The organism is Embleya sp. NPDC001921 (assembly GCF_053594475.1).
Genome location: NZ_JBSFEO010000049.1, coordinates 63831 through 87455, shown reverse-complemented (window position 1 = coordinate 87455; position 23625 = coordinate 63831). Strand labels below are relative to the sequence as shown.

22 protein-coding genes and 1 pseudogene are annotated in these 23625 nt (G+C 70.2%); 11 read left to right on the top strand and 12 right to left on the bottom strand.

Features of this window, described 5'->3' with window-relative positions; all coding sequences use genetic code 11:
* The first annotated feature begins 270 nt into the window (after positions 1 to 270).
* Complete coding sequence (locus ACWCPW_RS40985; RefSeq protein ID WP_449766704.1) at positions 271 to 705, top strand: YdeI/OmpD-associated family protein; 435 nt, start codon at positions 271 to 273, stop codon at positions 703 to 705.
* A gap of 212 nt (positions 706 to 917) precedes the next feature.
* Here ACWCPW_RS40985 and ACWCPW_RS40980 read toward each other — a convergent pair whose 3' ends face one another.
* Positions 918 to 1232, bottom strand: coding sequence for a hypothetical protein (locus ACWCPW_RS40980; protein ID WP_449766703.1), 315 nt, complete (start codon positions 1230 to 1232; stop codon positions 918 to 920).
* An 89-nt stretch (positions 1233 to 1321) separates the two neighbouring features.
* Between ACWCPW_RS40980 and ACWCPW_RS40975 the strand changes: the two genes are divergently transcribed.
* The gene (locus ACWCPW_RS40975; protein ID WP_449766702.1) at positions 1322 to 1819 is read left to right on the top strand and encodes a hypothetical protein; all 498 of its coding nucleotides are present in this window, start codon (positions 1322 to 1324) and stop codon (positions 1817 to 1819) included.
* Positions 1820 to 2202: 383 nt separating this feature from the next.
* Here ACWCPW_RS40975 and ACWCPW_RS40970 read toward each other — a convergent pair whose 3' ends face one another.
* The 5 genes from ACWCPW_RS40970 to ACWCPW_RS40950 form a co-directional block, all read right to left on the bottom strand.
* The gene (locus tag ACWCPW_RS40970) at positions 2203 to 2607 is read right to left on the bottom strand and encodes a hypothetical protein (protein WP_449766701.1); all 405 of its coding nucleotides are present in this window, start codon (positions 2605 to 2607) and stop codon (positions 2203 to 2205) included.
* Between the two features lie 864 nt (positions 2608 to 3471).
* Complete coding sequence (locus tag ACWCPW_RS40965; RefSeq protein ID WP_449766700.1) at positions 3472 to 3912, bottom strand: VOC family protein; 441 nt, start codon at positions 3910 to 3912, stop codon at positions 3472 to 3474.
* Between the two features lie 491 nt (positions 3913 to 4403).
* Positions 4404 to 4862 (bottom strand): hypothetical protein, encoded by a 459-nt coding sequence (locus ACWCPW_RS40960; RefSeq protein WP_449766699.1) that lies wholly within the window; start codon positions 4860 to 4862, stop codon positions 4404 to 4406.
* A 375-nt stretch (positions 4863 to 5237) separates the two neighbouring features.
* Complete coding sequence (locus tag ACWCPW_RS40955; RefSeq protein ID WP_449766698.1) at positions 5238 to 6461, bottom strand: NAD(P)/FAD-dependent oxidoreductase; 1224 nt, start codon at positions 6459 to 6461, stop codon at positions 5238 to 5240.
* 89 nt (positions 6462 to 6550) lie between these two features.
* On the bottom strand, positions 6551 to 7495 hold the full coding sequence (locus ACWCPW_RS40950; protein ID WP_449766697.1) for an RNA polymerase sigma-70 factor: 945 nt from the start codon (positions 7493 to 7495) through the stop codon (positions 6551 to 6553).
* Between the two features lie 471 nt (positions 7496 to 7966).
* Here ACWCPW_RS40950 and ACWCPW_RS40945 point away from each other — a divergent pair, with 471 nt between their 5' ends.
* Positions 7967 to 9034, top strand: coding sequence for a methyltransferase (locus ACWCPW_RS40945; RefSeq protein ID WP_449766696.1), 1068 nt, complete (start codon positions 7967 to 7969; stop codon positions 9032 to 9034).
* Between the two features lie 367 nt (positions 9035 to 9401).
* Here the strand turns inward: ACWCPW_RS40945 and ACWCPW_RS40940 are convergent, their stop codons facing one another.
* Positions 9402 to 10019, bottom strand: a complete 618-nt coding sequence (locus ACWCPW_RS40940) for a hypothetical protein (protein WP_449766695.1) — start codon at positions 10017 to 10019, stop codon at positions 9402 to 9404.
* Here ACWCPW_RS40940 and ACWCPW_RS40935 point away from each other — a divergent pair.
* Positions 10006 to 10464: pseudogene (locus ACWCPW_RS40935) on the top strand (helix-turn-helix transcriptional regulator); the annotation flags it as partial. The gene ACWCPW_RS40940 and the pseudogene ACWCPW_RS40935 overlap by 14 nt on opposite strands.
* Before the next feature lie 105 nt (positions 10465 to 10569).
* On the opposite strand, the gene ACWCPW_RS40930 reads toward ACWCPW_RS40935, so the two are convergent.
* Complete coding sequence (locus tag ACWCPW_RS40930; protein WP_449766694.1) at positions 10570 to 12510, bottom strand: PhoX family protein; 1941 nt, start codon at positions 12508 to 12510, stop codon at positions 10570 to 10572.
* Between the two features lie 1428 nt (positions 12511 to 13938).
* Between ACWCPW_RS40930 and ACWCPW_RS40925 the strand changes: the two genes are divergently transcribed.
* Genes ACWCPW_RS40925 through ACWCPW_RS40915 form a run of 3 tightly spaced genes read left to right on the top strand, consistent with a single transcriptional unit; the run spans position 13939 to position 14946 of the window.
* Entirely contained in the window at positions 13939 to 14265 is a 327-nt protein-coding gene (locus tag ACWCPW_RS40925; RefSeq protein ID WP_449766693.1) for a PadR family transcriptional regulator, read from the top strand.
* Entirely contained in the window at positions 14262 to 14618 is a 357-nt protein-coding gene (locus ACWCPW_RS40920) for a DUF1048 domain-containing protein (protein ID WP_449766692.1), read from the top strand. The genes ACWCPW_RS40925 and ACWCPW_RS40920 overlap by 4 nt, the downstream gene beginning before the upstream one ends.
* Position 14619: 1 nt before the next feature.
* Complete coding sequence (locus tag ACWCPW_RS40915) at positions 14620 to 14946, top strand: DUF1048 domain-containing protein (RefSeq protein ID WP_449766691.1); 327 nt, start codon at positions 14620 to 14622, stop codon at positions 14944 to 14946.
* Positions 14947 to 15163: 217 nt separating this feature from the next.
* Here the strand turns inward: ACWCPW_RS40915 and ACWCPW_RS40910 are convergent, their stop codons facing one another.
* Complete coding sequence (locus ACWCPW_RS40910; protein WP_449766707.1) at positions 15164 to 15454, bottom strand: Tn3 family transposase; 291 nt, start codon at positions 15452 to 15454, stop codon at positions 15164 to 15166.
* 35 nt (positions 15455 to 15489) lie between these two features.
* The gene (locus tag ACWCPW_RS40905) at positions 15490 to 15714 is read right to left on the bottom strand and encodes a hypothetical protein (RefSeq protein ID WP_449766690.1); all 225 of its coding nucleotides are present in this window, start codon (positions 15712 to 15714) and stop codon (positions 15490 to 15492) included.
* A gap of 134 nt (positions 15715 to 15848) precedes the next feature.
* Here ACWCPW_RS40905 and ACWCPW_RS40900 point away from each other — a divergent pair, with 134 nt between their 5' ends.
* On the top strand, positions 15849 to 16313 hold the full coding sequence (locus tag ACWCPW_RS40900) for a hypothetical protein (protein WP_449766689.1): 465 nt from the start codon (positions 15849 to 15851) through the stop codon (positions 16311 to 16313).
* Between the two features lie 713 nt (positions 16314 to 17026).
* Positions 17027 to 17158: a hypothetical protein gene (locus ACWCPW_RS40895; protein ID WP_449766688.1), complete on the top strand. Its 132-nt coding sequence runs from the start codon at positions 17027 to 17029 to the stop codon at positions 17156 to 17158.
* A gap of 491 nt (positions 17159 to 17649) precedes the next feature.
* Here the strand turns inward: ACWCPW_RS40895 and ACWCPW_RS40890 are convergent, their stop codons facing one another.
* Both ACWCPW_RS40890 and ACWCPW_RS40885 read right to left on the bottom strand, forming a co-directional pair.
* A complete protein-coding gene (locus ACWCPW_RS40890) occupies positions 17650 to 18834 on the bottom strand; it encodes an MFS transporter (RefSeq protein WP_449766687.1) in 1185 nt (394 codons plus the stop codon).
* Positions 18835 to 19497: 663 nt separating this feature from the next.
* On the bottom strand, positions 19498 to 19917 hold the full coding sequence (locus ACWCPW_RS40885) for an NUDIX hydrolase (protein WP_449766686.1): 420 nt from the start codon (positions 19915 to 19917) through the stop codon (positions 19498 to 19500).
* A 65-nt stretch (positions 19918 to 19982) separates the two neighbouring features.
* Between ACWCPW_RS40885 and ACWCPW_RS40880 the strand changes: the two genes are divergently transcribed.
* The gene (locus ACWCPW_RS40880) at positions 19983 to 20900 is read left to right on the top strand and encodes a hypothetical protein (protein WP_449766685.1); all 918 of its coding nucleotides are present in this window, start codon (positions 19983 to 19985) and stop codon (positions 20898 to 20900) included.
* Positions 20897 to 22897 carry an ABC transporter ATP-binding protein gene (locus tag ACWCPW_RS40875; protein ID WP_449766684.1) on the top strand — a complete coding sequence of 667 codons (2001 nt, stop codon included), beginning with the start codon at positions 20897 to 20899 and terminating at the stop codon, positions 22895 to 22897. The genes ACWCPW_RS40880 and ACWCPW_RS40875 overlap by 4 nt, the downstream gene beginning before the upstream one ends.
* Positions 22898 to 23625: the final 728 nt, after the last annotated feature.

Below are 23625 nucleotides of genomic sequence, written 5' to 3'. Positions count from 1 at the left end.
TGGGGCGGATACGGCGCCACCTTCGCCGACCCCGACGGCTACGTCTGGAGCCTGGGCTACAGCGCCCCGGGAACCGACCAGCCCTACGCCGAATAGCCGCGATCTGTTGCCTCACAGCCGTACGGGACGGCGCGGCGCGTGCCGCAGCCGTCCCGGGCACGGCGATGGTGGTCCCGATGTGGGAAGTGGGAGCGGCTATCGGAGCCGGGCGGGCCGGATCCGCGGTGAGCCGGATCTGCGGTGAGCCGGCAGAACAACAGGAGAAAGATCATGAAGTTTCGCACCCTCGTCGAGCCCCCCGAGCCCATGCGGGGCCTGGAAATTCCGCCCGAGGTGGTAGCAGCGCTCGGCGGGGGCGCGCGGCCGCCGGTGACGATCACGGTCAACGGGCATTCCTGGAAGAGCCGGGTCGCCATCCTGCGCGGGCGCCACCTGCTGGGCCTGAGCAACGCCAACCGGCAGGCCGCCGGTGTCGCGATCGGCGAGGAGGTCGAGGTCGAGCTGGAGCTCGACACCGAGCCGCGCGTCGTCGTCGAGCCTGCGGACTTCGCCCGGGCCCTGGACGACGACCCGGTCGCCCGCGCCGCGTACGACAACCTTGCGTACAGCCACAAGCGCGAGCATGTGCGCGCCATCGAGAGCGCGAAGAAGCCCGATACGCGCCGTCGGCGCATCGAGAAGGCCATCGCCACTCTGCGGGGCTGAAACCCGAGAAGTGAGACTCCGCCGGCCATGGCCGCCGTCACCAGGCCGGTCAACGGTACTTTCGTCGCCCTTGGCACCGCTTGGTGGGGCCGGGGCGCCGCCTGCGCGCCGGATTCGAAGAGGTTCGGGTCCCCCGGACCTCGAACCTCATGACCGACCGAGTACCACGCCCGCTACGGAGGCAGCGGCGTGATGATCTACTTCGCCCGCGACTATCCGGCCGGCCCCGGCCCGCGCCGCGAACGCACGGCGGGCTCCAGGTCGTCGAGAGCCGGAACAGCGCGAACACCGTGCTCCACCACGGCCAGGACGGCGCCCTGACCGGCCGGGGCAAGGAGCACGCCGAGACGCCGGTGCCCGCCCTGCATCTGCTCCGGTCCGCGCTCGTGCGCGTCGACACCCTGCCGGTGCAGCAGGTTCTCGGCCGAACCGGCCCGGACGAAAAAGCTGAGCGACGAGGACCGGCGCGGCCCGGCCGCGCTGTTCCGGTCCAACGTCAACCCGTACGGCACCTTCCGCCTCGACACGGACAAGCGCCTCGACCCGGAGCCGACCGCCGCCGTGCCCCGACCCGAACCCCGGCAGACACCGACGTCCGATCGCGTACGGAGACACGATGCAGGACTTCCAGCACCTCACCGACCCCCGGATGAACGAGGCCGCGTGGCGGGCACTCGACCTGATGCGCGCCTACGCATCCCGAGACCGCGCCGCGATCATCGAGCACCTCGCGAACCTGGAGCCGGACCAACTGGAGTACGCCGCGGGCGTGCTCATCACGATGTACAACGACACCCGCGAGGTCTTGGACGACACCGAGCGCCCGTGCAACCCGGCGACCGTGCGGCGGGAGGTCGACGCGGTGGCTTGCCTCGCACCGGCCGAGCACGAGTTCGCCGTCGCCGTCACCGCCCTGCGCCTGGCCAACGGCGAAGTGAAGATGCAGGAGGTCGCGAACACCACGGAGATCCGCGACCGCATCCACACCATGGCCGTCTACAGCCTCGCCCTCCAACTCGCTGTGTTCAGCCGCAAGGGAGTCCAGCGTTCGCTCGACGAGGCCGCGCGAATGAACGAGGCGATCGGCGGTCCACGGCCATACAGCGTCGCGTAACACGTTCGCCGCCACGCAGCGAGGCGGAGCGCACGAGAGCGCCACCGGGCATGGAAAAAGCGGGATAGCCCGCCTTCGACAACCAGTGTTACAGGACCTCTCGTGTTCGGTGGCGCCTCGGAGACCCGGACTTGTCCGCTCGCGGCACTACGCGCCGCCGCGGGGCCGGGCGCTCGCCGCCGATGTGAGCGTCTCCCGGGCGAAGCAGGGCAATGGGTGGTCGGCGGACTGCAACGGGCCCTCGAATACTCGGACTTTCCCGCTTCGGAGTCGGTGGAGGAGCTGTCCGCCCGTGACGGCGTCCGCACTCGGCGGGATGCGCCCCGATGCTCCGGCCGTCGTGCGGCCGGAGCGGGTCTGGAGCGGATCCGGAGCGGGTCCGGTCAGGCGTAGTCGGTGATCCACCCGCTGCAGGTCACACGGGTGCTGCCCTTGTAGACGCAGGCCCGGAACTGCATCATCCACCTTTCCGGGATCTCCAGATCCACATCCAGGGTGTAGCCGACCCCGACGGTGTTGCGTGCGCGGTACAGCGGATCGTCGTTGCCGACGTAGTACTCGGCGACGACGGCCATGCCGTCCTGCTTGAAGTCGCGTACGTACAGGTGCTCACCGTAGGACTTGAACCGCACTTCGCCGGCCCGGGTGCCGTTGGTGTAGACGGTGGCGTTCACCGTGGGCTCGCAGGTGGTGCACTCGGCGCTCGCCGGGGAGGCGAGGACCGTAGCGCCGCCCGCCAGCACGGCCGTGGTGCTGAGGATGCTCAGGATTTTGGTGCGCAGCTTCATGGAAGCCCACCTCGTGTGGGATGGCCGCCGGAGGCGGCGTGCTTCGGGGAGGACGGACCGTGGGGCAGAGGGCCTCATGATCCCGACCGCGTGATCGTGACCGGAACGATAGAAGCAACCCGGTGCCCCGCGACACGGCCGCCGTGCACCGTTTTCGGCTCGGCATGGGGTGCGGGTGCACCACTTCCCGTCGCGATGGCGGCTGGTGCACCACGGTCCACCTCGGTACGACGCTTCGGGCATCAATCGAAGGCCGTACCGCGCCGCGCCGCGTCGCACCGCGATCGTGCACGCGAAGCGCACCAGGGTGCCTCGCCACGCCGAGCCGTGGACGTCGGACACCGCGTGAGCCGCAGCGGTTCGGTGCCGGGACGCCTGCTCGCCGACGCGCGAACGCGCGCCTCGGCGGCAGGCTTTCGCCATGGTGGTGCGGCCGGTCGTCTACAACGGCGCCGTGTCGACCACGGCCGCGTTGAGCATGCCTGTGCGGTCCGTGCCGGTCCAGATGATCGCGATCACCATCGAAGACGCGGCGATCGACGAGTCCTTCCCGGGTTCGGTGCCGCCGTTTCGTTCACGGGATCCGACAGCGGTTGTTCGGTTCTGCGGAAGGCACGCTCTCGGGGCCGGGGCCGGGGCCGAGGTGGGCGTTCCTCGACGGCCGTGGACCCGTTGCCGGCGCAACCGGCGAGTGGCCCGCCCCGGCGGGGCCGCCGCCCCAGGTGGCGGCGGCCCGGTCTCGCTGCCCGCACGACCCGCCGCCGTCGAAACGCAACGTCACCGCGAGCGATGCACGCAGATACGCCGACTCGTCCAAGGGGACGCCGGTACCGGATAGCCCAACAAGGTCGGCGAGTTCGGTTCTCAGCGCAGTTGCTGGGCCAGTCCGACGATGATGCCCTCCGGGCCACGGAGGTAGCAGAGCAGATAGCTGTCCTCGAACCGAGCGATCTCGCCGACGAGTTCGGCGCCGTGAGGGAGCAGGCGGGCAACGGTGTCCTCGATGTCGTCGACGGCGAACATGACGCGGTGCGTGCCCAGAACGTTGTGCGGCCTGTTGCGCGGCCCCGCGCTGATCGCCGCGGGGCTGCGGTACTTCGCCAGCTCGAGCCGGCTGTGACCGTCCGGGGTACGGACCATCGCGATGTCACAGTGGACGCCGTCGAGTCCGGTGCACCGGTCGGCGACGAGGCCCTCGACCTCCGCCCTGCCCTCCAGCTCCATACCGAGTTCCACGAAGAACGCGATGGCGGCATCCATGTCCTCGACGACGATGCCGACGTTGTCCATCCGCTGAATCGCCATGCCGGTTCCTCCTTCTTCCCGCTGTGGCCGGTGGTGGCCGCAGACGCCCCTGGGACGGAGCCGGCGGCACGTTCTCGACATCCGCGGACCGCCGAACCCCGAAAAATCCGGGCGGCTCGGGTGAGGTTCATCCGGATGTACCAACCCACCGCCGGCACGACGAGCATGGCTCCCACGAAGGCCCGTACCCCGGTTGCCGCGTTGTACGAGGTATGGCGTGCTTCGAGGCCGCCACACCGGTGATCGGGTTGGTGCAGGCTATCGAGTACAGCACGGGGCGCAAGGCCGGCGCCTGCACCTGCGTCTGCGCCTGCACCTGTGTCGGCCTTGGGCTCTTGCGGAGCTTGCGCCGTAACTCACACTGCCGGCGATGGCCGGGGCAAGGCCTCATCTCGTGGGCAGGCTCCGAGGCGGGAGAACTTTGGCCGGGCTGTGCTCTCGGTCGGCGGTCGCGGGTGCGAGGTTCTCGGGTGGTCGGGTTCGATGGCCGGTCAGGCCGAGCCGTCGAAGTAGAACGACGTGTCGTTGCAGTTGAAGTCCGCACCGCTTGCGCCGTTGCGCAGACAGACCGTCATCGTGTAGTTGCCTCGGAACGGTTGGGGCAGGAAGCCGCTGGTCGTGCCGTCCTGTGAGCCGCCGACGCAGGAGCCGCTTCCATTGGCGGCGTGTTGCGTCACGCTCCAGGAGGTTCCGTCCTTGGACAGGCGGCCGACGGCGCGGTAGCCGTCCGCCGTCCCCTTGTCGCACACCCTGAGCCAGAAGTCCTCACCCGTCAGAAAGGCGCTCGAGGTGCCGTAGCCGCCTTTCGCCGAGTGTTCCGAGTAGACGGTGTGGCTCGCGTACGCACTCGCCGGAGCCGCGGCAAGCAGCGTCAAGGCCAGGCCGGTTGCGACGACGCCGGCGGGAACGGCCAGACGTGCCATGCGCGTGGTGCCCCTGAGTTTTTTCATTTCTACTCCTCCGGGTGGATTGTCGAATGGGCCGGTACGGACGACGCCGGACCGGCGCCGCGCACCTCTGCACGAGCACGGGTTGTCGCTCATGAGCGGCCCGCACTGCTGGTGCAGGCCAATCCTCAGACCCACACGGCTGTCCCAGCCAGGCCAAACCCCGTTCGGGACATGTCCCGGACAAGCCCGGGCCGCCACGCCGGCGGAGCAGTCGGGGTGAAGGAAGCGGGCCCGCCGGCGCATTCCGGAGGCACGTGTCTTGCCGCGCGCCGACTGCTTCGGATTTCCGAGGTGGTCGGCGGGGTGGACGATCCGGTCCGCCGGGTGGGGGCGCGCGGCGCCGTTGGGCGCGGCGCCGCGCGGTTCGCGGGTGGTTTACGCGGTGACGTGCTCGGGCCGCACGGCGGTGGGGGCCGTGATGTGGTGGCGGCGGGAGGGCACCATGTTGGTGGGGTGGGTGAGGCTCCAGGTGGTGGCGGAGCAGATCAGTTCCTTGACGCGGGCGGCGTTTCGGCCGGTCATCGCCTTGGGCTTGGCCTGGTCGTCGGGGGTGACGTGTTGGAGGATCGCGTCGCGGCGGCCGAGGCTGATGCACTGGAACTTGTAGCCGATCTCGTTCTCCGGGGCCTTGCGGCCGGTCAGGCGGGCGGCGAGGCCGTCGGCGGCGAGCCAGGCCATCGGGTTCGCGGCGGCGCAGGACATGCGCAGCGGCTTGCCGCCCGCGCCGATCGCGAACGCGGCGTCGCCCACGGCGTAGACGTCCGGGTGGGAGATCGAGCGCAGTGTCGCGTCGACGACGATCCGGCCGGTGTCGGAGACTTCGAGGGTGCTGGCGGCGGCGATGGGGTGTACGGCGAAGCCATTGGCCCACACGGTGACCTGGGCCGGGATCCTTCCGGCGGTGGCGGTCAGGACGCGGTCCGCCTCGACGGCGGTGACGTCCGTGTCCTCGTGGACCGTGATGCCGAACCGGGCGAACGCGCCGCGCAGGTGGTGTCGGGCCTTGTCGCCGAGCCAGTCGCCGAGGCCGCCTCGGGCGGCGATCGAGACGTGCAGGTTCGGGTACGCCTCGGCGATCTCGGAGGCCGCCTCGATGCCGGTCAGGCCGCCGCCCACGATCAACACGCTCGCGCCCGGGGCCAGTTCGGCCAGGCGTGCCCGCAGGCGCAGTGCGCCCTGCCTGCCGGAGATGTTGTGGGCGTGTTCGGCGACACCGGGGACCTCGCTTGCGGCGGCAGTGCTGCCGAGGGCGTACACGAGGGTGTCGTAGCCGAGGGCCTCGGTGCCGTTGTCGTCGGTGAGTTCGACGGTCTTGCGGTCCGCGTCGACGGAGTGGACCCGCGCTATGCGGACCCGCACGCCGGTGTCGGCGTAGATCTCCCGCAGCGGGCGCCGGGGGAGGTCCTGGCCGCTTGCGAGTTGGTGCAGGCGGATGCGTTCGACGAAGTCGGGTTCGGCGTTGACCAGGGTGATCTCGACCTCGTCGCGGTGCAGGCGCTTGGCGAGACGGCCGGCGGTGACGGCGCCGGCGTACCCCGCTCCGAGGACGACGACGCGGTGCTTGGTGCTGGTGCGGCTCGTGTGGCTCGTGCGGTTCATGGTGGGACGCTCCTGTCCGGCTCCGGTTGCTTGCACCCCCTGAACCGGACGGCGGCGTGATCCCTGACAGGAATCGAATGTGACCTGGGTCACCACTCCGCGGCGAGCGGCGAGTGGGGTCCGGTGGCCGCCCACCGGCGGGTGATGTGCCGCAGCTTGTCGGGGTTGACCTGGACGTGGATGGCCGAGATGCCGTCCGGGGTCACATCGAGGGAGAGGATGCCGAAGATCTGGTTGCCGACCTCGATCAGGACGGACGGGGCGCCGTTGACGACGGTGGCGTGGAAGGCGGGGGCGCCGCCGACGAAGGCCCGCTTGTGCTCGTTCGGCCGGAACAGTCCGCGCATGTAGCGCGCGATGGCGAGCGCGCCGTGGACCGGCGTCCTGCGGGCCGCGATCTTGCCGCCGCCGTCGGGCACGGTGACCGCGTCGTCGGCGAGCAGCCGGATCAGCGGCTCGGTGTCGCCGCTGAGGGCCGCGGCCAGGAACTGCTCGACGATCCGCGCCGCGGTGGCCGCGTCGATCTCGGTCCGGGCCCGCTCGGTGCTGACGTGCTGCCGGGCGCGCCGGTAGATCTGCTGGCAGTTCGACTCGGTGAGGTCGAGCATCTCGGCGATCTCCCGATGCGCGTACCCGAACGCCTCGCGCAGCACGTACACCACACGCTCATTGGGCGACAGGCGCTCCATGAGGGTCAGGATCGCGATGGACACCGACTCGCGCTGCTCGAACGTGTCGGCCGGACCCAGCATCGGGTCTCCGGCCAGGACCGGTTCCGGGAGCCACTGGCCGACGTACGTCTCGCGCCGGGCGCGCGCCGATGTGAGCTGGTTGAGGCACAGGTTGGTGAGCACCTTCGTCAGCCACGCCACGGGCGTCTCGATATGCGACCGGTCCGCCGCGTGCCAACGCAGGAACGTGTCCTGCACCGCGTCCTCGGCATCGCCCGCCGACCCGAGGAGTCGGTAGGCGATGGCCTCCAACCGGCCCCTGGAGCTCTCGAACAGATCGACCTCGTACGTACTGAGCGGCATGTCGTCATTTTCCGCCATGGGTTCGGGCTGCTCGCGACCGGCCCCCGACCGAGGACGGCCTGTGCATCCCGGCGCTCGCCACACCCCGGCTTCTTCCGGCGCCCGGGTGCCGCTTGCGACCGGCGGGCGGCGGTCAACTCCACGTCCAGGACGCGCGTTCCACGGGCACGGGTGCCCACATCGTCTCGGCAGGACCCGCGTTCGCGCCTCGGGACGTGCGCCAGAGGTCCGGGTTCAGGTCTCAGATGCCCACGTTCGGTTCGGACGGGCGAGGGCGGTCTCGGTAATCCAGGTGTGACGGGGGAAAGAGCGACGGGAGGGATGCGGCAAGGCTACGCAGGTACCGGAGGCGCGAGAACGACCGGGACGTCCCCGGCACCAACGGAAAGCGAGGAATCGGCATCCGTGTCGCACACCGGCTGCCACGATGAGGCGACAGCACGGCTGCCCCCACGACGAGGAGGTCATCCGGTGAGTGATGTCCAGCCCCGACCCGCCGACGGTGTCGGACCGGCCGACGACGACGCCGATCCGGACGGCCGCGCCTCGGCGGCGTACCTGATCGACGAGGCGATGGCCTACCTGTACCCGGCCGCGCTTCGGGCGGCCGCCGCCGTCGGGGTGGCCGACCACTTGGCCGACGGCCCGCGCACCCCGGCCGAGCTGGCCGGCCCGACCGGCACCGACCCGGCGTACCTGCACCGGGTCCTGCGACTTCTGGCCACCCGGGGCCTGTTCGCCGAGGACGGTACCGGGGCCTTCCGGCTCACCGCCGCCGGCAGCGCGCTGCGCAGCGACGCCCCGCTGTCCGTCCGGTCCGCCGTCCTGATGATCACCGACCGCACCATGTGGTTGCCGGCCGGTGAGATGGACCGCTGTCTCCGCGAGGGCGGGTCGGCCTTCGACGCGATCTTCGGGATGCCGTTCTTCGACCACTTCGCCCGGGACGCCGCCACGGCGGCCATCTTCCACGACGGCATGGCGGCCATGTCCGACCCGGAGGACCAGCCCATCGCCGACGCGTACGACTTCCCCGAGCACGGCGTGGTGGTCGACGTCGGCGGCGGCCACGGCGGTCTGCTCCGGGCCGTCCTGCGCGGCCGGCCCAAACTGCACGGCGTGCTCTACGACCGGGAGCACGTGCTGGCCGGCCACCGCCTGGACTCCCCTGATCTCGCGGGACGTTGGCGGCTTGCCGAGGGCGACTTCTTCACCTCCGTCCCCGACGGCGCCGAGGTCTACATGATGAAGCGGATCACCCACGACTGGGACGACGAGCACTGCGTGGCTCTGCTGGGCAACTGCCGCCGCGCGATGGCCCCCGGCGGGCGTGTCCTGGTCATGGACGCCGTCATCCCGCCCGGCAACGCCCGGCACCAGGCCAAGACTCTGGACCTGATGATGATGGCCTCCCTGGCCGGCCGGGAGCGCACCGCACCGGAGTTCGCGGCCCTGTTCGCCGAGGCCGGCCTGCGGCTGAACCGCATCCTCGACACCCCCACGGTGTTGTCCGTCGTGGAGGCCGTGGCCGGCGACTGACCGGCGGCCCTCGGCCTCGGCAGGGTGCAGCCGTTTCCGGCCCCGGGAGCCGATGACGGGGTTGTGTGCGCGCGGGTTCCGCATAGCGCGGCAACCGGGGACCCGGCCGAGCCCGAGGGGGCGCCGCCGACCATGTCGACCCGGAGCAGTCCGGCTCGCTCCGGTGATCGTGGCGTAGGCGACCTTGCCGACCAGGCGCGGCAGCAGCCCGACGGAACGCAGCGTCGTGGGTGGAACGGGCAGTCCTCGGTGGCGGCGACACACAGCGCGCGGAGCGCAGCCCGTCGGAGCCCAGGCCCGCACCGCGGGCGGCCTCCGGTGCTACCAGCCTGCACCACCCGTTACCCTCGCCGCTTTGACAACGAGATCAGGAATCGAACCACACGACCAAGCGCACGTTGTCGTCACCGTGTGGTGCGGCAAGCGACTCCATGGCCTTCCACACGGGTTGCCACTCCCCGGTTTCGGTGATGGCGTCCTTGCGGCGGAGGGTGACCGATCTGTAGAGCGTGTCCCCGACGAACCACTCACTTCCTTCGGGCCACTCCCGGTCTTCGCCTCTCCGGAGACCGACAGCCTCGGCGAATGCGGGACTCCAGGACGACTTGCCGGTCAGCCTGAGCCCGTTCGCGGTCCGGCGGTACTGGTGAAGCCGGCTGTCGGGCCTCTCCGCACGCTCGTCCCAGTCGACCGCCTTCACCTCGGCCCATGTGATCCATGTCGTGCCGTGAAGGCTGTCCTCGCCGTACCACCGGGTCAGTTGCGCGAACCGCGCACTCACCGTTGCCGAGGCATCGGCGGGCAGACCTCGGCCTGCGGCCAAGGGACGGAAGTTCGCATGGTTGCGGACTCCGAAGAGACAACCGAACGCATCGTAGTCACGGTTCCCGTAAAGAGAGCCGAGGTCGTGCGCGGTGCGCCAGGTCGACTCCTGATCGCCCTGCGGCGCCCGGTACTCCAGGAAGCCGCTGATGTCCGTACCCATGCCAGGCATAATGCCGACCCCGTCAATCGAGTTCGTCCGCACCGGATCGACGACCCTCGCAAACGTGAGCTGCCTGGTCGGGAGGGATTGGAGCCGACGGCATGTGATCCGAACCGGGACGGCCTCGCACACTCCCTCGACGGAGACACCAGCGATGCCTCGCACTGCTTCCGCACCCGAACTGCGCAGTCGCATATACCGCACCCTCCTCGGAACCGCTCGACGCCAAGCGTTGCCCCTCACCACGGAACAGGTCGGCATTTTGGCCTACGAGGCCGCGCGTTCCGCCGAGTCCGTTGTCCCGCCCCTGTCCCACTACGCCCGCACGCCGAAGCCCAACAACCGTCAGGTACAGATCCTCGTCGGCATTGCCCGGGGCTCGACCAACACCCAGATCGGCACCGCGCCGGGCATCGCCTCGCACACGGTCAAGACCCACATCCAGCGGCTCTTCACCCGTGAGAGTCCGTACGCGGCGTCGCGGCCACGCCGCGCAGGCCGCACCGGGGCGTCCGAAGTCTCCGATGCCCCGGTGCGAGTCCCGTGGATGTCAGGTGCCGATCACGCCGCCATCGCGCTTGCGGATCACGATCGTCGCCGAGCGCGGGCGGCCGGCCGGGTCGAAGTCGGGCCAGTTGCTGACCGCGCGCGGATTCTCCGGGGTCGGCGCGCCCCACGCGGTCGTCGCCTCGCCCGGGTGCTGGATGTTGACGAACATCGTGCGGTGGTCGGGGGTGAAGGTGATGCCGGTGATCTCGCAGCCGCGCGGGCCGGTCAGGAACCTGCGTACCTCCCCGGTGGCCGGATCGGCGGCCAGCATCTGGTTGTTGCCGATGCGGTCGTATCCCTTGGCGGGGAGGTTCTGCGACGAGTTGGAGATGTCGGTCTGGATCCACAGGCGGCCGTCGTCGTCGACCGCGAGGCCGTCCGGCGAGCCGAAGATGCGGTCCTCGGGGAGGGTGACCTTGGGGTCGTACTTCGGGTCGCCGGCGAGCAGGAAGATGTCCCACCGGAACGTCAGGGACGTGTTGTCGCCGCGGTCCTCGCGCCAGCGCACGATCTGGCCGTACGGGTTGGGCGTACGCGGCCCGACCGGGCCTCCGCCGCTGCCGTTCGTCAGCGTCAGGAACACGTCCTTGCTGCGCGGGTGCACCGCAACCCACTCGGGCCGGTCCAGCGGTGTCGCGCCCACCGCGTCGGCGGCCTGGCGGGTGCGCAGCAGCACGTCCGCCTGGTCCGCCCATCCGTTCGCGGTGGTCAACGCGCCCTGGCCGAACACCAGCGGGAGCCAGCGGCCGGTCCCGTCCGCCTGGAACTTGGCGACGTACAGTGTGCCGTGGTCCAGCGGGCTCTGACCGCGGGCCCGCAGCGACCGCCACGGGGCGCTGCCGACGAACTTGTAGACGTACTCCTTGTCCTGGTCGTCGCCGGTGTAGACGACGATCCGGCCGCGCGACTCGGTGACGGTGGCGCCTTCGTGCTTGATGCGCCCGAGCGCGGTGCGCTTGACCGGGGTCGCGCGCGGGTCGAACGGGTCGATCTCCACGACCCAGCCGAACCGGTTCAGCTCGTTCGGGTTGGCGGCGACGTCGAACCGCGGGTCGGCCTTGTGCCAGTTGTAGCCGAAGCCGACCTTGTCCACGCCGTACCGGGCCTGGGCCGGGCCGGGCTTCCACGACGGGTCGTCGGTGGCGAAGTAGCTGTTCCAGTTCTCCTCGCACGCCAGGTACGTGCCCCACGGCGTGGCGCCGTTGCTGCAGTTGTTCAGCGTGCCGCGAGCCGGGCCCTTCGCCGCCAGCGCCGGGTGCGCATCGCCCACCGGGCCCGAGAAACGCACCGGCGTCGCGCCGGTCACGCGGCGGTTCAGGCGCGAGTCGACCGCCTTCCACCGGCCGCGCTCCTCGGCGACCTCCACCACGGTGACCCCGTGGCCGGCCAGGGCCTTGTCGACCTTCTCCTTGGTCATCACCGCCGGCCCGTCGGAAAACAGCAGCGCCTGGTCGACGTACTCGTGGTTGAGCACCAGCACGCCGTGCCGGTCGCACTCGCGGCCCCGCCCGGTCGGGAAGAAGTGCATGCCGTCGTGGTTCATGCCGACCTGCTGCGCCTGGTCCGCCGCGGAGTTGGAGGCGTCCTTGCGCCACGCGGGCCCGCGCGAGTTCAGCGGCGTGCCCCACGGGATCAGGACGTCCGCGGTGTATCCGGGCGGCACGACCAGTGAGTCCGCGCTGGACACCGCGACGGGCGCGAAGCCGAGCAGCCCGCGGGGCTTGCCGCTCGGGCGCCCACGGTCGGTGCCGTCGGCCCCGGAAGCCGCGGCGGCACCGGCTGTTCCCAGCACACCGGCTCCGGCGAGGAAGCCCGCCGCAGCGACGGTCGACCCGCGCAGCACCGTGCGCCGGGACGCGACAACCTCGGCCAGCGTGCGGTTCGCGGACGGGTTCGACGCGACGTCGTCCGGGTCGGCGACGGGCGATTGACCAACGGGCATGGCGGCCTCATTTCGAAGGGCATCTATGTTGTTCCCCGGACCGTAGGGCCGACGGTTGGCCGTCCGGGGGCGGCCAAGTGAACGCCGGGCGTACCGCGGCAAACGGAACGAACGCCCAACAGATCCGCCGGCCGCGGGTGTCGCGGGCCCGCGCTTTCGCCGGTCGTGGCGAACCGAAACGATCGACTGTCGTCGATTGACGATGAAAGGGACTTCGCAGCCACCACAGTTCCTCGACGCCCAAACCGCCGCCACATACGCCTCGTGGTTCAAGGCCTTCGCCGACCCGACCCGGGTCCGCCTGGTCTGTCGGCATGCTCCTGCGACACAACGCCCGCCGGTCTCCGAACCGACACATCAGGTCCCTGGCGACCGAGCCGCCGACCTGGAACGCGCCGGTGGACTGCTGCGTGCGGCACCGCCCGGACGCGGCAATGAGGGCAGCACCGAGCAAGCGGCGACAGTACGAGTTCCTCGTAGGTACCGGGCTCCTCAACGCACATGCTTGCGACAGCCGGCCGCCCCGAGAAGCAGCGATGCGAACAACAGGCGTCCGGCCAATGGCGTGCCGACCAGGGCCGCATGCTGTCTGTGTTACGGCGGATCCGCGCCGCGCGACCGGGGGCATGCTCCGTTCAGTGGAGTCGCTTCCGGATGTCGTGATGACGGAACCGGCAGGCGAGGCCGGCGCTGCGCATCAGGCCCGCCGTCTCGCACCAGTCTGGGAACGATCCCAGGTGCCATGGCAGGGATCCGTGTGGTGTCGATCGGGTACAGGGCAGCATCGCGAGGCATCGGATGCCTACGGCGCCCGGGCCGACCCGGACGTGCAGCCCGAACGCCGGCGCGAAGACGGGGAGGTGGGCGAGGAAGCGCCCGGGGGTGGGGCCGCCCCAGCGGTCGCCGAAGGCTGCCAGGGGTGCGGCGGCCGGCGCCGGCACGACTCCGTGCACCCGGCCGACGGCCTACCAAACGGATTATCGAATCGCCGCCGGGGCGCGGCGTCATACCTCGTTCGTGGCCTCCGGGTTACGCAGGGATCGCAGTCCTCCGGGCATCTCGGGCGGGAGGAAGGAGTATCGACCACGGATCTGATTGGTTCGCGCCGCCAACGGGCCCGGAAATCCGGGTCCATGGGACGCCTGCGGCGTCTGCCGTCATTCGACCGGTTGCCGACAGGCGCGAGCCGGACGGCAAGTCCCTTGGGGAGGTCGGGGATCGGGGCGTTGCGGTGATGACGTACGAGGCCCCGCCGACTACCGATCCGATCCGGGCCGTCGAGGCAGCCGCCGCTGCGGAGCCCGGGTCCTCGCGGATCGGTTCCGGGTCGGTGCCCCGTCGGAGGTGCTGCCACTCTCCACTACTCGGTGGTACCGTATAGTGGTACTCGGTGGCACGTAGTACCGATGGGGTCGAGGGGGAATCGCGATGGACGACCTGACGGAGATGCTGAAGGGCACGCTCGAAGGCTGCGTGCTCGAAATCATCGGCAGCGAGGAAACCTACGGGTACGCCATCACCCGTCGGTTGAACGAACTCGGCTTCGCCGACGTCGTCGAGGGGACGGTGTACACCATCCTGCTGCGGCTGGAGAGGAACGGACTCGTCCAGGTGACGAAACGACCCTCCGGGGTCGGTCCGCCGCGCAAGTTCTACGCGCTCAACGACGCCGGCCGCGAGGAACTCGCGAAATTCTGGGCGAAATGGCAGTACGTCTCATCACGCATCGACAGGCTCAAAGGAGGCGGGAGATGAACTTCCGGGAGACCGTCACAGGCAGCGATCTCACCAGGGAATGGACGGCGTTCGAAGCCCGGGCCCAGGCCCTGCCGGACGGCCACCGAGCGGCATGGGAACAGATCAAGGTCCACCTCTTCCCCCATGCGGACTTCACCGGCCGCAACCTGACGCCGATCCTCGACGCCGCCCTGGGGCTGCTCGAGGAAACAGCGGCGGACGGGCAGAGCGTCCACGAGGTGTTCGGCGACGACATCCGGGGCTTTTGCACGGCGCTGGCCGGTGGAGAAGGGGCTCGGACCCATCGCGACCGGTGGCGCGAGCAGTTGAACCGCAACGTCGCAAGGAAACTGAGCCGGCTGGGAGGCTGACGTGGGCATCCAGGACATCATCGAGGGCAAGAAGCAGTGGCGGGCACACATGGCTCGGGTCAAGGCACTCCCGCCGGACTACCGGATCGTCTACAAGGAGATGCAGGGGTACCTGTTCAAGGTCGGACCGGTCGACCTGCCCGACGGGCCGCTGCTCCCCGGGATCGTCGACTTCTTCGATGAGGGCGTCGCCGCGGGCAGGAACGTCCTGGAACTCACGGGCGATGACGTCGCCGCGTTCTGCGACGACCTGATCAAGGACTCGCCCACCAACGCGGACGTCTACCAGGAATCCATCGGCGGGGAACCCGGCACGGCCGAGAAGTAGCACCCGCCGCCCCACGCCGGCGGGCGTGGCTCGCTCGCGCGGTTCGCTGGGGGTGCCGCTTCGCCGAAGCTCTCGGCGGGCGGGTTCTCGTCGCGCAGTGCGGTGACGTCGACGTCCAGCTTCGTCTCGTACGCCTCGGGCGGGATGCCGACGCCTCGGGGCGGATGCCGGGTTCGTGGGTGGAGTACTCGCCGAACCGCTTGATGTGCCGGGTCGGCTACGGCGGGATGTGAGCCTCCTGCTCGATGGGGTCGTTGGCGAGGACGCCCTGGTTGCCGAAGCCGACCTGCCGGGAGAACCGGTTGAACGACTCGACCTTGTTCGTCGCCGCGGTCACCCGTCGGCCAAACGGCGCGTTCGAGCGGTAGCGCAGCGGCTGCACCGTGAGGATCACGCGGCCGAGCTCGCGGAACGCGGTGTTGGTGGAGTTCTTGGGCGACCCGGAGGCGCAGCCGCTTGAGCAGCGTCGAGGAAGTGATGGCGCCCTCGCGTACGGACCGGACCTCAAGGTCAAGTACTGGCGGCTTTGGGCTTACCTCGGCGCTACCTCCGTTCCGTGCGGCCGACCAGGTCGGCCAGGTCGACCTGGTCGGCCGTGCGGAACGCGGGCTCGTCTTCCGATGGCTGTCGCATTGCCATCACGCGCACACCGCCGAACGCGCCGGCCCGGTCGTGTAGCTCACCGGCCTCTCCGCCCGGCGAGGCCTCATCACCGCCGGCGGCGAGAAGGGCAAGAAGCCCGAGAAGCTGCGTAAGCGGTGCGGACACGGCGCGAACAGCCTGCTGTTCCGGGCTACTTCGAGGATCGGGATGTGGGAGGGCAGTGCCACCGAGGGCGTCGGGCCGTAGGCGCCGAGCCCGCCCCTCTGGACCGGCGCGTACGCGGCCGGTTGGATGCGGTCATGGAAGTCATCCTCACGGCCGCCGTCGCCGTCGTCGGGACCCTGTTGGGTGCCGCAGCCACTCACCTCTTCGCGCTACGGGAGCGCAGACGCAGTACGCAGGTCGAGCAAACCGATCGGCTGCGCGCCGAGCGCCTCGCGGTGTGCGCCGAACTCGCCGAGTTGCTCACGCACTTCCGCGGGGTCCAGCGCGCGCGACGCGTGCTCGAGGTCGGGCCCGGCAACGCCGCCGAACTCGCCGACCTCAAGGCCGAGGCCGACCGGACCCGTACCAGCAGCCGCGGCGCCATCTTCCGACTACGCCTGCTCGGCGCCGACCCCGGCCTCGTCGCGCTGGCCACCGACGCCCGCGAAAAGGCGATCGACACGCACAAACCCGACGTCGACGGCCATCGGCGCACCGAGGAAGCCCGAGCCGCGGTCGATGCCTTCGTCGAGGAGGCGGCACGCCACCTCGCCCCGTAGACGCGGAACTCGCCTGCACGCTCTCGCACCCTCGCGTGGTGACACGCCCGGTTGGTCGCGTCGGACAAGGGGTGGCCATCCGGCGTGATGCCAACCGAGGTGGCATCACGTCGGTGCGGACCCGTCGAACCACGACATGGCCGCGGTCGTGATCCGAGCGGTCGCGCCGCACGGATCGCACGGATCGCGCGGCGCCGGTCGTCCCACGAACGCGACCACCGCGAGGATGCCGTAGAGGGGAAGGCCGGCCGCGACGACCGGCGCCGAATGGTTCGCGGTGGCAATGGCGGGCCACTACTTCGACCTTCTCGGGGTACGACCGGCCAGGCCGTCCCGGCGCAGGCCGACCTCGATCCCGACGCGCTCCCGACTCTGTGGACGACGGCGTTCGCGACGCTCGCCCACCCTGGAACGACGCGGGAGTACGCTCGCGTGCGACGCGACAGCACGATGGAAACGGTGCGCCGGCCGGCGAATGTTCGGCCGCGCGCCCGGGGGACCGCGGACGATTTCATACCCAAGGTTCCGGATCCTCGGGAGGCCCTTCGCGGCGATCGGGAGTGATCACCGTGCCCTGGGGCGTAGGGTCCCGGTACATGGACGTAAATGGAGGCTCCGGGGTCGGGGAGATGCACGAGGTCGGTCCGCTGATATACCGACAGGGGTTCGTGTCCGTGTGGACGGAGGACCACAGGTGCAGAGACGATGCGCTCATGCACGACCGTGTGATCGTCTCCGTGCACACCGGCGCTCCGAAACAGCGGGGCGACCAATTGTTCCGGGCATGGGTGGAGGCCAGGGAACTTCCCTCGGTCCTGGACCACTGGGCCGGCGTGCTGCGCTGAAGAGGCGATCCCTTTCGGGCTTATCTTGGCCGTCTCCGTCTCCGTCTCCGTCCCCGTCTCGGGTACGGTCGTTGACCGACCGGCGGCGTTCGGCGGAAGCCTGCGCCTGTGGCTTCGAGTTCGGTCGCTTTCGCCCCCATGGCCGATGTCTTTGCCGCGCTCTAGGATCTCGACACCATTCGCACGCTGTCCGCTTTCGTCCGGGTCCGCGCCGACGAGGGCGTCGAACGGCTTCTGCGAGGCTTTCCGGTCGAGCGGCACGACGTCCCGGACAATGTCGATGTCCATGCCGGACCGAAGACCCATCGGGCGCGGGCCCGACGGGTGTACTCGGTCCCCGGTCGGGTCGACTCCGACGTCCTGTCGGAGCGGGGCACCGGGACGGCTACTACCGGGCTCTCACGGTGAAAACGATCCCTCCGCGGTCGTCGCGATGCCGACCGCTGGTTGGATGTGCCGCGTGCCGTCGACGGTCCAATCGCACAAGGTGATCATGATGGGTCTGCGGTGGGCTCGACGGCTCGTGGGGCGAGAGAATCGGCCACCCCGGCGGACGCCGCCGGTCGACGAAGGAGGACGGGCGCCGCGGCCAGGCCGGCCAAGAGGGTACCCGCGCCCGCGAGTTGCAGGGCTCCGGCGCCGCCGAGTCGGCCGGCCGCCGGGCCACCCAGGGCGGTACCGGTCAGATTGGCGCCGTTGAGGGCGGCGCTCGAGGAGGCGAAGGCGCGGCCGCGGACCTCCGCCGGTACGCGGGCGTGGATGAGGTTACGGATCGCCAGGCTCTGGAGTGCGTTGGCCACACCGGTGAGAACGAAGGCGACCAGCGCGAACGCGAACACGGGAACGGTCGCGCTGATCAGCAATGCGGCACCCATCAAGAGGCCCGCGCCGACGAGGACCCGCGGCTGCCACGCGAGTGGGACCCGGGAGGCGATCAGCGCGGCGGCGAGCAATGTGCCGACCGTATGGGCCGTGACCAGGACGCCGTAGCCGGTGTCCGAGGCGTGTAGATCGTCGCGGATGAAGAAGACCCGGGCGACGTTGAGCATCGCGGTGAAGACGATCGCCGAGGCCAGGGCCAGGATCGCAGTCCGCAGGAGGCGGTCGTGACCGAGTACGCCCACGCCCGCGCGTACTTGAACGAGCCAGGTTGGCCTGTCACCGGCGCCGGATATCGGCTCGCGACGCACCCGCAGGCCGAGGAACACGACGGCCATCATGGCGAACGACCCCGCGTTGCACAGCAATGCGACCCGATCGTCGAACGCCGCGACCAGAACACCCGCCAGGGCCGGACCCGCCACACCGCCCACGGAACGAAACATTTCCAGCCGCGCGTATCCGCGTGCGGTGCCCTCCTCACCCACGATCTCGGGAACCAGGAGTTGCAAAGCGGGGGAGACGACCGCGAGCCCGACACCCAGCAGCGCCAACAATGCGATGGTGACGACGGTGTTGGTCACCACCGCCAAGCCGACTGCGACGACAGCCTGAAGAGCGGTCGCCACGACGATCAACCGGCTGCTCTCCACCCGGTCGATCAAGGGGGCGGCCAACGGTCCGACCACGACGATCGGCAACACGCTCGCGATGACCAGCGCCGAGATCACCGCTCCGGATTGCCCTTGGTCATGTAATCGGAGAGTGAGGGCGACCATGGCCATCTGGTCCCCCATCGAGGACAGGCCCTACGTGGCGGCGATCACGGACACGACGAGATGGGGATTCCGGCGCATCCGCAGATGCTGCCACTTTCGGGCAGCGATGCGGACGCCCCGAGCACAACAAGTGATCGCATCGAAAAGCGCCTTCGGCGGCACGACAGAGCCCGCCCTGTCATGAGGAACCGGGGCGGGAACGCCGCCGAGGGCTACGGCAACCTCCGCATGCGGATGGTCTTCCGGAGTTCGCCGAACGACTCCGGTGCATCCATGGTCGAGGCGGGAACGGGACGGACCCGCCAGAGAGGCACACCGTCGTCGCAAGCGGCGACGCCGTGTTGCCTCGACTTCGGCAACCGCACGCGACGGCCCTCGGAACCGGATCGCTATGAGGGCCCGTGCGTGGCGGGCCCAGCCGCCCTGGTCGGCGATGGCCCGGTGATGCGTCCGGGGGAGGCCGAGGCAGCCGCCCGCCCGCCTTCGCGGGTCGGTCTCGGGGATCGTGCGATGGTGGTTCTCCCGGGACTTCGCCGGAAACCGCCTGGGCAGGGTGTTGACGGCGCGGTGGTGGCGCGCAGGAGCTGGGTGAGGTTGCGGGCGGTGGCGAGGGCGGCCCGGTGGGCAGGGGTGGGCCCATTGCCGCATCGTGGCCGAAGGGGTTCTCGGGTATGAAGTGGGTCAGGCGGCCCGGTGCGGGTGTTCGTACCAGGTCTCGATGGATCGTTTGTAGCCGTCCGGCATGAACAGGTCGGCGATCTCGGTCCGGCCGAAGAGCCCGATCTCCTTGTGTTCGTGGCTGAGGATCGGTGCGGTGGTGGTGTCGAGGGGGTGGACGCCGTAGGTGACGATCAGGACGTGTCGCCCGGGGACGGGTTGGTAGACCCACGTGTCGAGCAGGGGCCCGGCCGTTGTGTCCCAGGTGGTTTCCTCGGTGATCTCGCGGATCACGCATTGGGCGGGTTCCTCGCCGAGTTCCAGGCGTCCGCCCGGGAGTTCCCATTCCCGGCGTTCGTTGCGCAGGAGCAGGACGCGCCGCTGGTGGTCGAGGACGACGCCCTTGCAGGAGACGGGCCATGCGTGGGGTGCGGCGGTGTCCATGGGTCCTTCACGGCTGTCGTGTGGGCATGGGGCTTTCGGCACGTTAGCACCGGACAGGCCCGAGGATGCAGATCTTCGGCGATCACGCGGGGTTGACGGCCTGTAACTGTACGGCTGGTTGCGTATGGGTCCAGGGTGTCGTCTCGGACGGGTACGACACGCTTGCCGAAGGAGACGCGATGCCGCTACCAACGCTGCCCGACATGCTGGACGTTCGCGATCCGTGGACGTCCGTGGAGGTGGACCGGTCGCCGCGCGATGGCGGGATAGTGCCGAGGGAGAACGCGGATTCCCGCGAGGCGCCGGTGGGCCTTGCCGGTGAGCCGATGGCGACGCGGGCGGACCCGGACGGCGATCGTGACGGCGTGAGCGTGATCCGTGACTTCGGCGCCGGCGCCCGGCCGGTGGGAGACGCGAGGTCGTCAGGGATAGGGCAACTTCCGCATCGCGCCGGACGCTCGCAACTGCCGTATCCGCCCTGCCTGATGCTTCTCCTTTCTGCGACGCCCGCGACCTCGGGCGGGCGATGTCGGCTTGTAAACGAGCGGGCTGTTTCGGCGGAGTCGGCCGAGCGGTCGCCCGGCGCCGCGCATGCGTTGCATGCGGCGCCGGTGGCGCCGGTGGCACCGGTGGCGTTTTCCGGACGCGGCGATGGGAATCTAGGAGCGGTCTGGGTGCGGGTCGAGCCCGGGCACCAGGCGACCCGGCTGCGCCGGGACGAGCCGGCCCCGTTGTCACCCGCCGCCCGACATCACCTTCACCTGCCGCGGGAGATCACCGAGGCGAACACGCCAGCGGTGGAAACCGGTTCGGGGCATGGTTGCGCGATCGACGACCATCGGTGGTCGCATGCCCGCGGTGCGTTCGCCGGGGGTTGCACGATGCCTCGCGTACTCGGCGACGCGCGGCCCCGTTTCGCGCCTGCGGCCGGCTCCATCGTGGGCGTCGTGGCCGGCGGAGACCTCGAGGCGGTGGCCGGGTGACGCGGCTGCGCCGGGCGCGGCGCAACCGGGCGGCGGAGGCGATGGCCGTGGGCGATGCCAGCGGCCGGGAGCTTTTCGGCGGCAAGCTCAAGCCCACCTGGGACCTACACCTGCGTCGCGGCGCGCACGTGGAGCTCTCCTTCCTCGGGACGCTGCGACGGCTGCCGAGTCTGATCGCGCGGTCGGTGCGCCTGGGGTGGGCCGCGGATCGGGTCGCGCTGCTGGTGGTGGCGTTCGCCCAGATCGGCCAAGGAGTCACGTCCGCGCTGGGCCTGGTGGGCACCAATCGCATCCTCGTCGAGCTGTTCAGTGCCGGACCGACCCCGGACCGGGTGCGCTCGGCCGCGCCCGCGCTCGTGTTCGTCGCGGCGATGGGCGTGTTGGCGGCGCTCCTGCGGGCCGCGTCCACCGCGGCGACGGGTCGGCTGGAGCCGAAGGTGGAGCGGTTCGCGGAGGTCGAACTGCTGCGGCGGGTGATGCGCGTGGAGATGGCGACGTTGGAGGACGCGGACTTCAAGCGCTTGTTGACGACCGCGAAGTACGGCACGAACGCGAGCCGGTTGATGATCACGTACAGCGTGCAGGTCGTCAACGCGCTCGTGTCGCTGGCGGCCGTCGGCACGGTCCTGGCGGTGCTGCATCCGCTGTTGTTGCCGATGATGCTGTTGATCATCCTGCCGCCGGGGTGGGGCACGGTGCGCTCGGCTCGGCGCCGCTACGAGTCGGTACTGGCCTGGACCGATCACGGTCGTCAGCAGTGGGAGGTCGGCTGGGCGTTGAGCGCGCAGAGCACCGCGCAGGAGGTGCGCGTGCACGGCGCCGGGCCGTACCTGTTGCACCACTACGAGCGCATGGCGGCTGCCGCCGAGGCGGAGAAGGAACGCCTGGCCAGGGCCGAGGCCGGCACCGATCTGGCCGCGTCCGCGCTGTCCGGGGTCGCGTCGGGACTGACCTACCTCACGCTGGCGTGGTTGCTGCTGAGCGGGCGCGCCGACCTGGCCACCTCCGGTACGGCCGTGTTGGCGATCCGAACCGGTACCTCCAGCCTGGGCGTTCTCGTCTCCGGGATCCAGCAACTCTACGAGCAGGCGCTGTTCGCCAACGACCTCCAGGAGGCGTGCGCCCTGGCCGATCGGCACGCCATTCCCGTCGGGGGCACGGCGATCGGACCGCCGGAGCTGGTGCGGGTCAAGGACGTGTCCTTCACCTATCCCGGCCGGGACGCCAAGGCCCTCGACGGGGTCGACATCACCCTCGCCAAGGGCACGATCGTGGCGTTCGCGGGGGAGAACGGCTCGGGCAAGACCACGTTGGCGAAACTGATCGCGGGTCTGTACGTCCCCGACAGCGGCAGCATCACCTGGGACGGGGTCGACGTCGCCGACGCGGATCGCACCAGCGTGTTCGACCAGGTCGCCCTGGTCCCACAGGACTTCGTACGCTGGGACCTCACCGCCCGTGCCAACGTCGTCCTCGGCCGCCCCGACATCGACACCGCCCCCGACGAGGACGCGCTGCAGGCCGCCTGCGACTACGCCGGTGCCCGGCCGGTCGTCGACGAGCTTCCTCGCGGCCTCGACACCCTCCTGGACCGCAACTACGAGGGCGGCGTCGAACTGAGCGGCGGTCAATGGCAGGCCATCGCGTTGGCCCGAGAACGCTACCGGCGCGCGCCGGTGGTCATCGCCGACGAGCCCACCTCGGCGCTGGACGCCCGCAAGGAGATCGAGACGTTCACGCGCATTCGCGAACTCGTCGCCGACGGCACGACCGTCGTGCTGATCACCCACCGCCTCGCCTCGGTCCAACACGCCGACCACATCTACGTCCTCGACAAGGGACGCATCGCCGAACACGGCACCCACAGCGAACTCATGGCCGCCGGCGCGATCTACGCCGACATGTTCACCCTCCAATCCGACCAGTACGGCACGCACCCGTCCGGAACCACCGACCCGAGCCCGATCCCGGCGACACGGGCGCCTGCCGATGACTGACATCACGACCGACGCAACGTGCTCCCGCGAGCCTTCGGAGTCCTGACCGCGCGCCGTGCCGAGCGCAGGGAGGACGCTGCTCAGATGCCGGCGGACGCCCACGCACTGCGGTGGTCGTTGGTCCGATGCCGTGGCTGGAGCTCTCCGGAGGCCGGCCTTCGGAGTGTGCGCCCACTGCTCCGCGGAGAGCCGCCCAACCGGAGCCACGGGCACTTGGACGCCGACGACCGGGCCAGTGTGGTTACCGACGCCGCCCGAACGAGTTCTCCCGGTCGTGAGGTGATCGAAGCGAGGCTTCGTATTCTTGCTCCCGTGTCCGCAGCGCGGCCAGGCAGGTCCCTTTCCGCACGCGTCGGCGGTGATTCCATCTTGCAGGGCCTACCTGGCTGGATCCGAGACGACGCATACATCCGAAATACGGTGTGGCAGGACAAACCATGCCGCAACTCCTTGTCCAGGAGCGATCGTTGATCTACGCACCGGATTCAGGCAGATTTCTTGCCGCAATAGCCCGCTTCAGATCACGGATCGGCAAAGCCCTCGAGAACCTGCAGGTCAGCAAGGAAGTCCCCACGCGAGTGGGGGTGAGCCGAGCGGCGCCGCCGGGTCCGGGCGCGTCAACACGAAGTCCCCACGCGAGTGGGGGTGAGCCGCCCTGCACCGGCTGCGTGGCCCTGGGCACGGAGAAGTCCCCACCGCGAGTGGAGGTGAGCCGGTCGTAGACCCAA

Excerpts from the sequence above, each read along its gene's own strand:
- ACWCPW_RS40900 (WP_449766689.1), top strand. The coding sequence starts at position 15,849 with ATGGAAGTCATCCTCACGGCCGCCGTCGCCGTCGTCGGGACCCTGTTG.
- ACWCPW_RS40950 (WP_449766697.1), bottom strand. The coding sequence starts at position 7,495 with ATGCCGCTCAGTACGTACGAGGTCGATCTGTTCGAGAGCTCCAGGGGC.
- ACWCPW_RS40955 (WP_449766698.1), bottom strand. The coding sequence starts at position 6,461 with ATGAACCGCACGAGCCACACGAGCCGCACCAGCACCAAGCACCGCGTC.
- ACWCPW_RS40985 (WP_449766704.1), top strand. The coding sequence starts at position 271 with ATGAAGTTTCGCACCCTCGTCGAGCCCCCCGAGCCCATGCGGGGCCTG.
- ACWCPW_RS40885 (WP_449766686.1), bottom strand. The coding sequence starts at position 19,917 with ATGGACACCGCCGCACCCCACGCATGGCCCGTCTCCTGCAAGGGCGTC.
- ACWCPW_RS40940 (WP_449766695.1), bottom strand. The coding sequence starts at position 10,019 with ATGGGTACGGACATCAGCGGCTTCCTGGAGTACCGGGCGCCGCAGGGC.
- ACWCPW_RS40895 (WP_449766688.1), top strand. The coding sequence starts at position 17,027 with ATGCACGACCGTGTGATCGTCTCCGTGCACACCGGCGCTCCGAAACAG.
- ACWCPW_RS40925 (WP_449766693.1), top strand. The coding sequence starts at position 13,939 with ATGGACGACCTGACGGAGATGCTGAAGGGCACGCTCGAAGGCTGCGTG.
- ACWCPW_RS40890 (WP_449766687.1), bottom strand. The coding sequence starts at position 18,834 with ATGGGGGACCAGATGGCCATGGTCGCCCTCACTCTCCGATTACATGAC.
- ACWCPW_RS40930 (WP_449766694.1), bottom strand. The coding sequence starts at position 12,510 with ATGCCCGTTGGTCAATCGCCCGTCGCCGACCCGGACGACGTCGCGTCG.
- ACWCPW_RS40880 (WP_449766685.1), top strand. The coding sequence starts at position 19,983 with ATGCAGATCTTCGGCGATCACGCGGGGTTGACGGCCTGTAACTGTACG.
- ACWCPW_RS40975 (WP_449766702.1), top strand. The coding sequence starts at position 1,322 with ATGCAGGACTTCCAGCACCTCACCGACCCCCGGATGAACGAGGCCGCG.
- ACWCPW_RS40970 (WP_449766701.1), bottom strand. The coding sequence starts at position 2,607 with ATGAAGCTGCGCACCAAAATCCTGAGCATCCTCAGCACCACGGCCGTG.
- ACWCPW_RS40960 (WP_449766699.1), bottom strand. The coding sequence starts at position 4,862 with ATGAAAAAACTCAGGGGCACCACGCGCATGGCACGTCTGGCCGTTCCC.
- ACWCPW_RS40965 (WP_449766700.1), bottom strand. The coding sequence starts at position 3,912 with ATGGCGATTCAGCGGATGGACAACGTCGGCATCGTCGTCGAGGACATG.
- ACWCPW_RS40920 (WP_449766692.1), top strand. The coding sequence starts at position 14,262 with ATGAACTTCCGGGAGACCGTCACAGGCAGCGATCTCACCAGGGAATGG.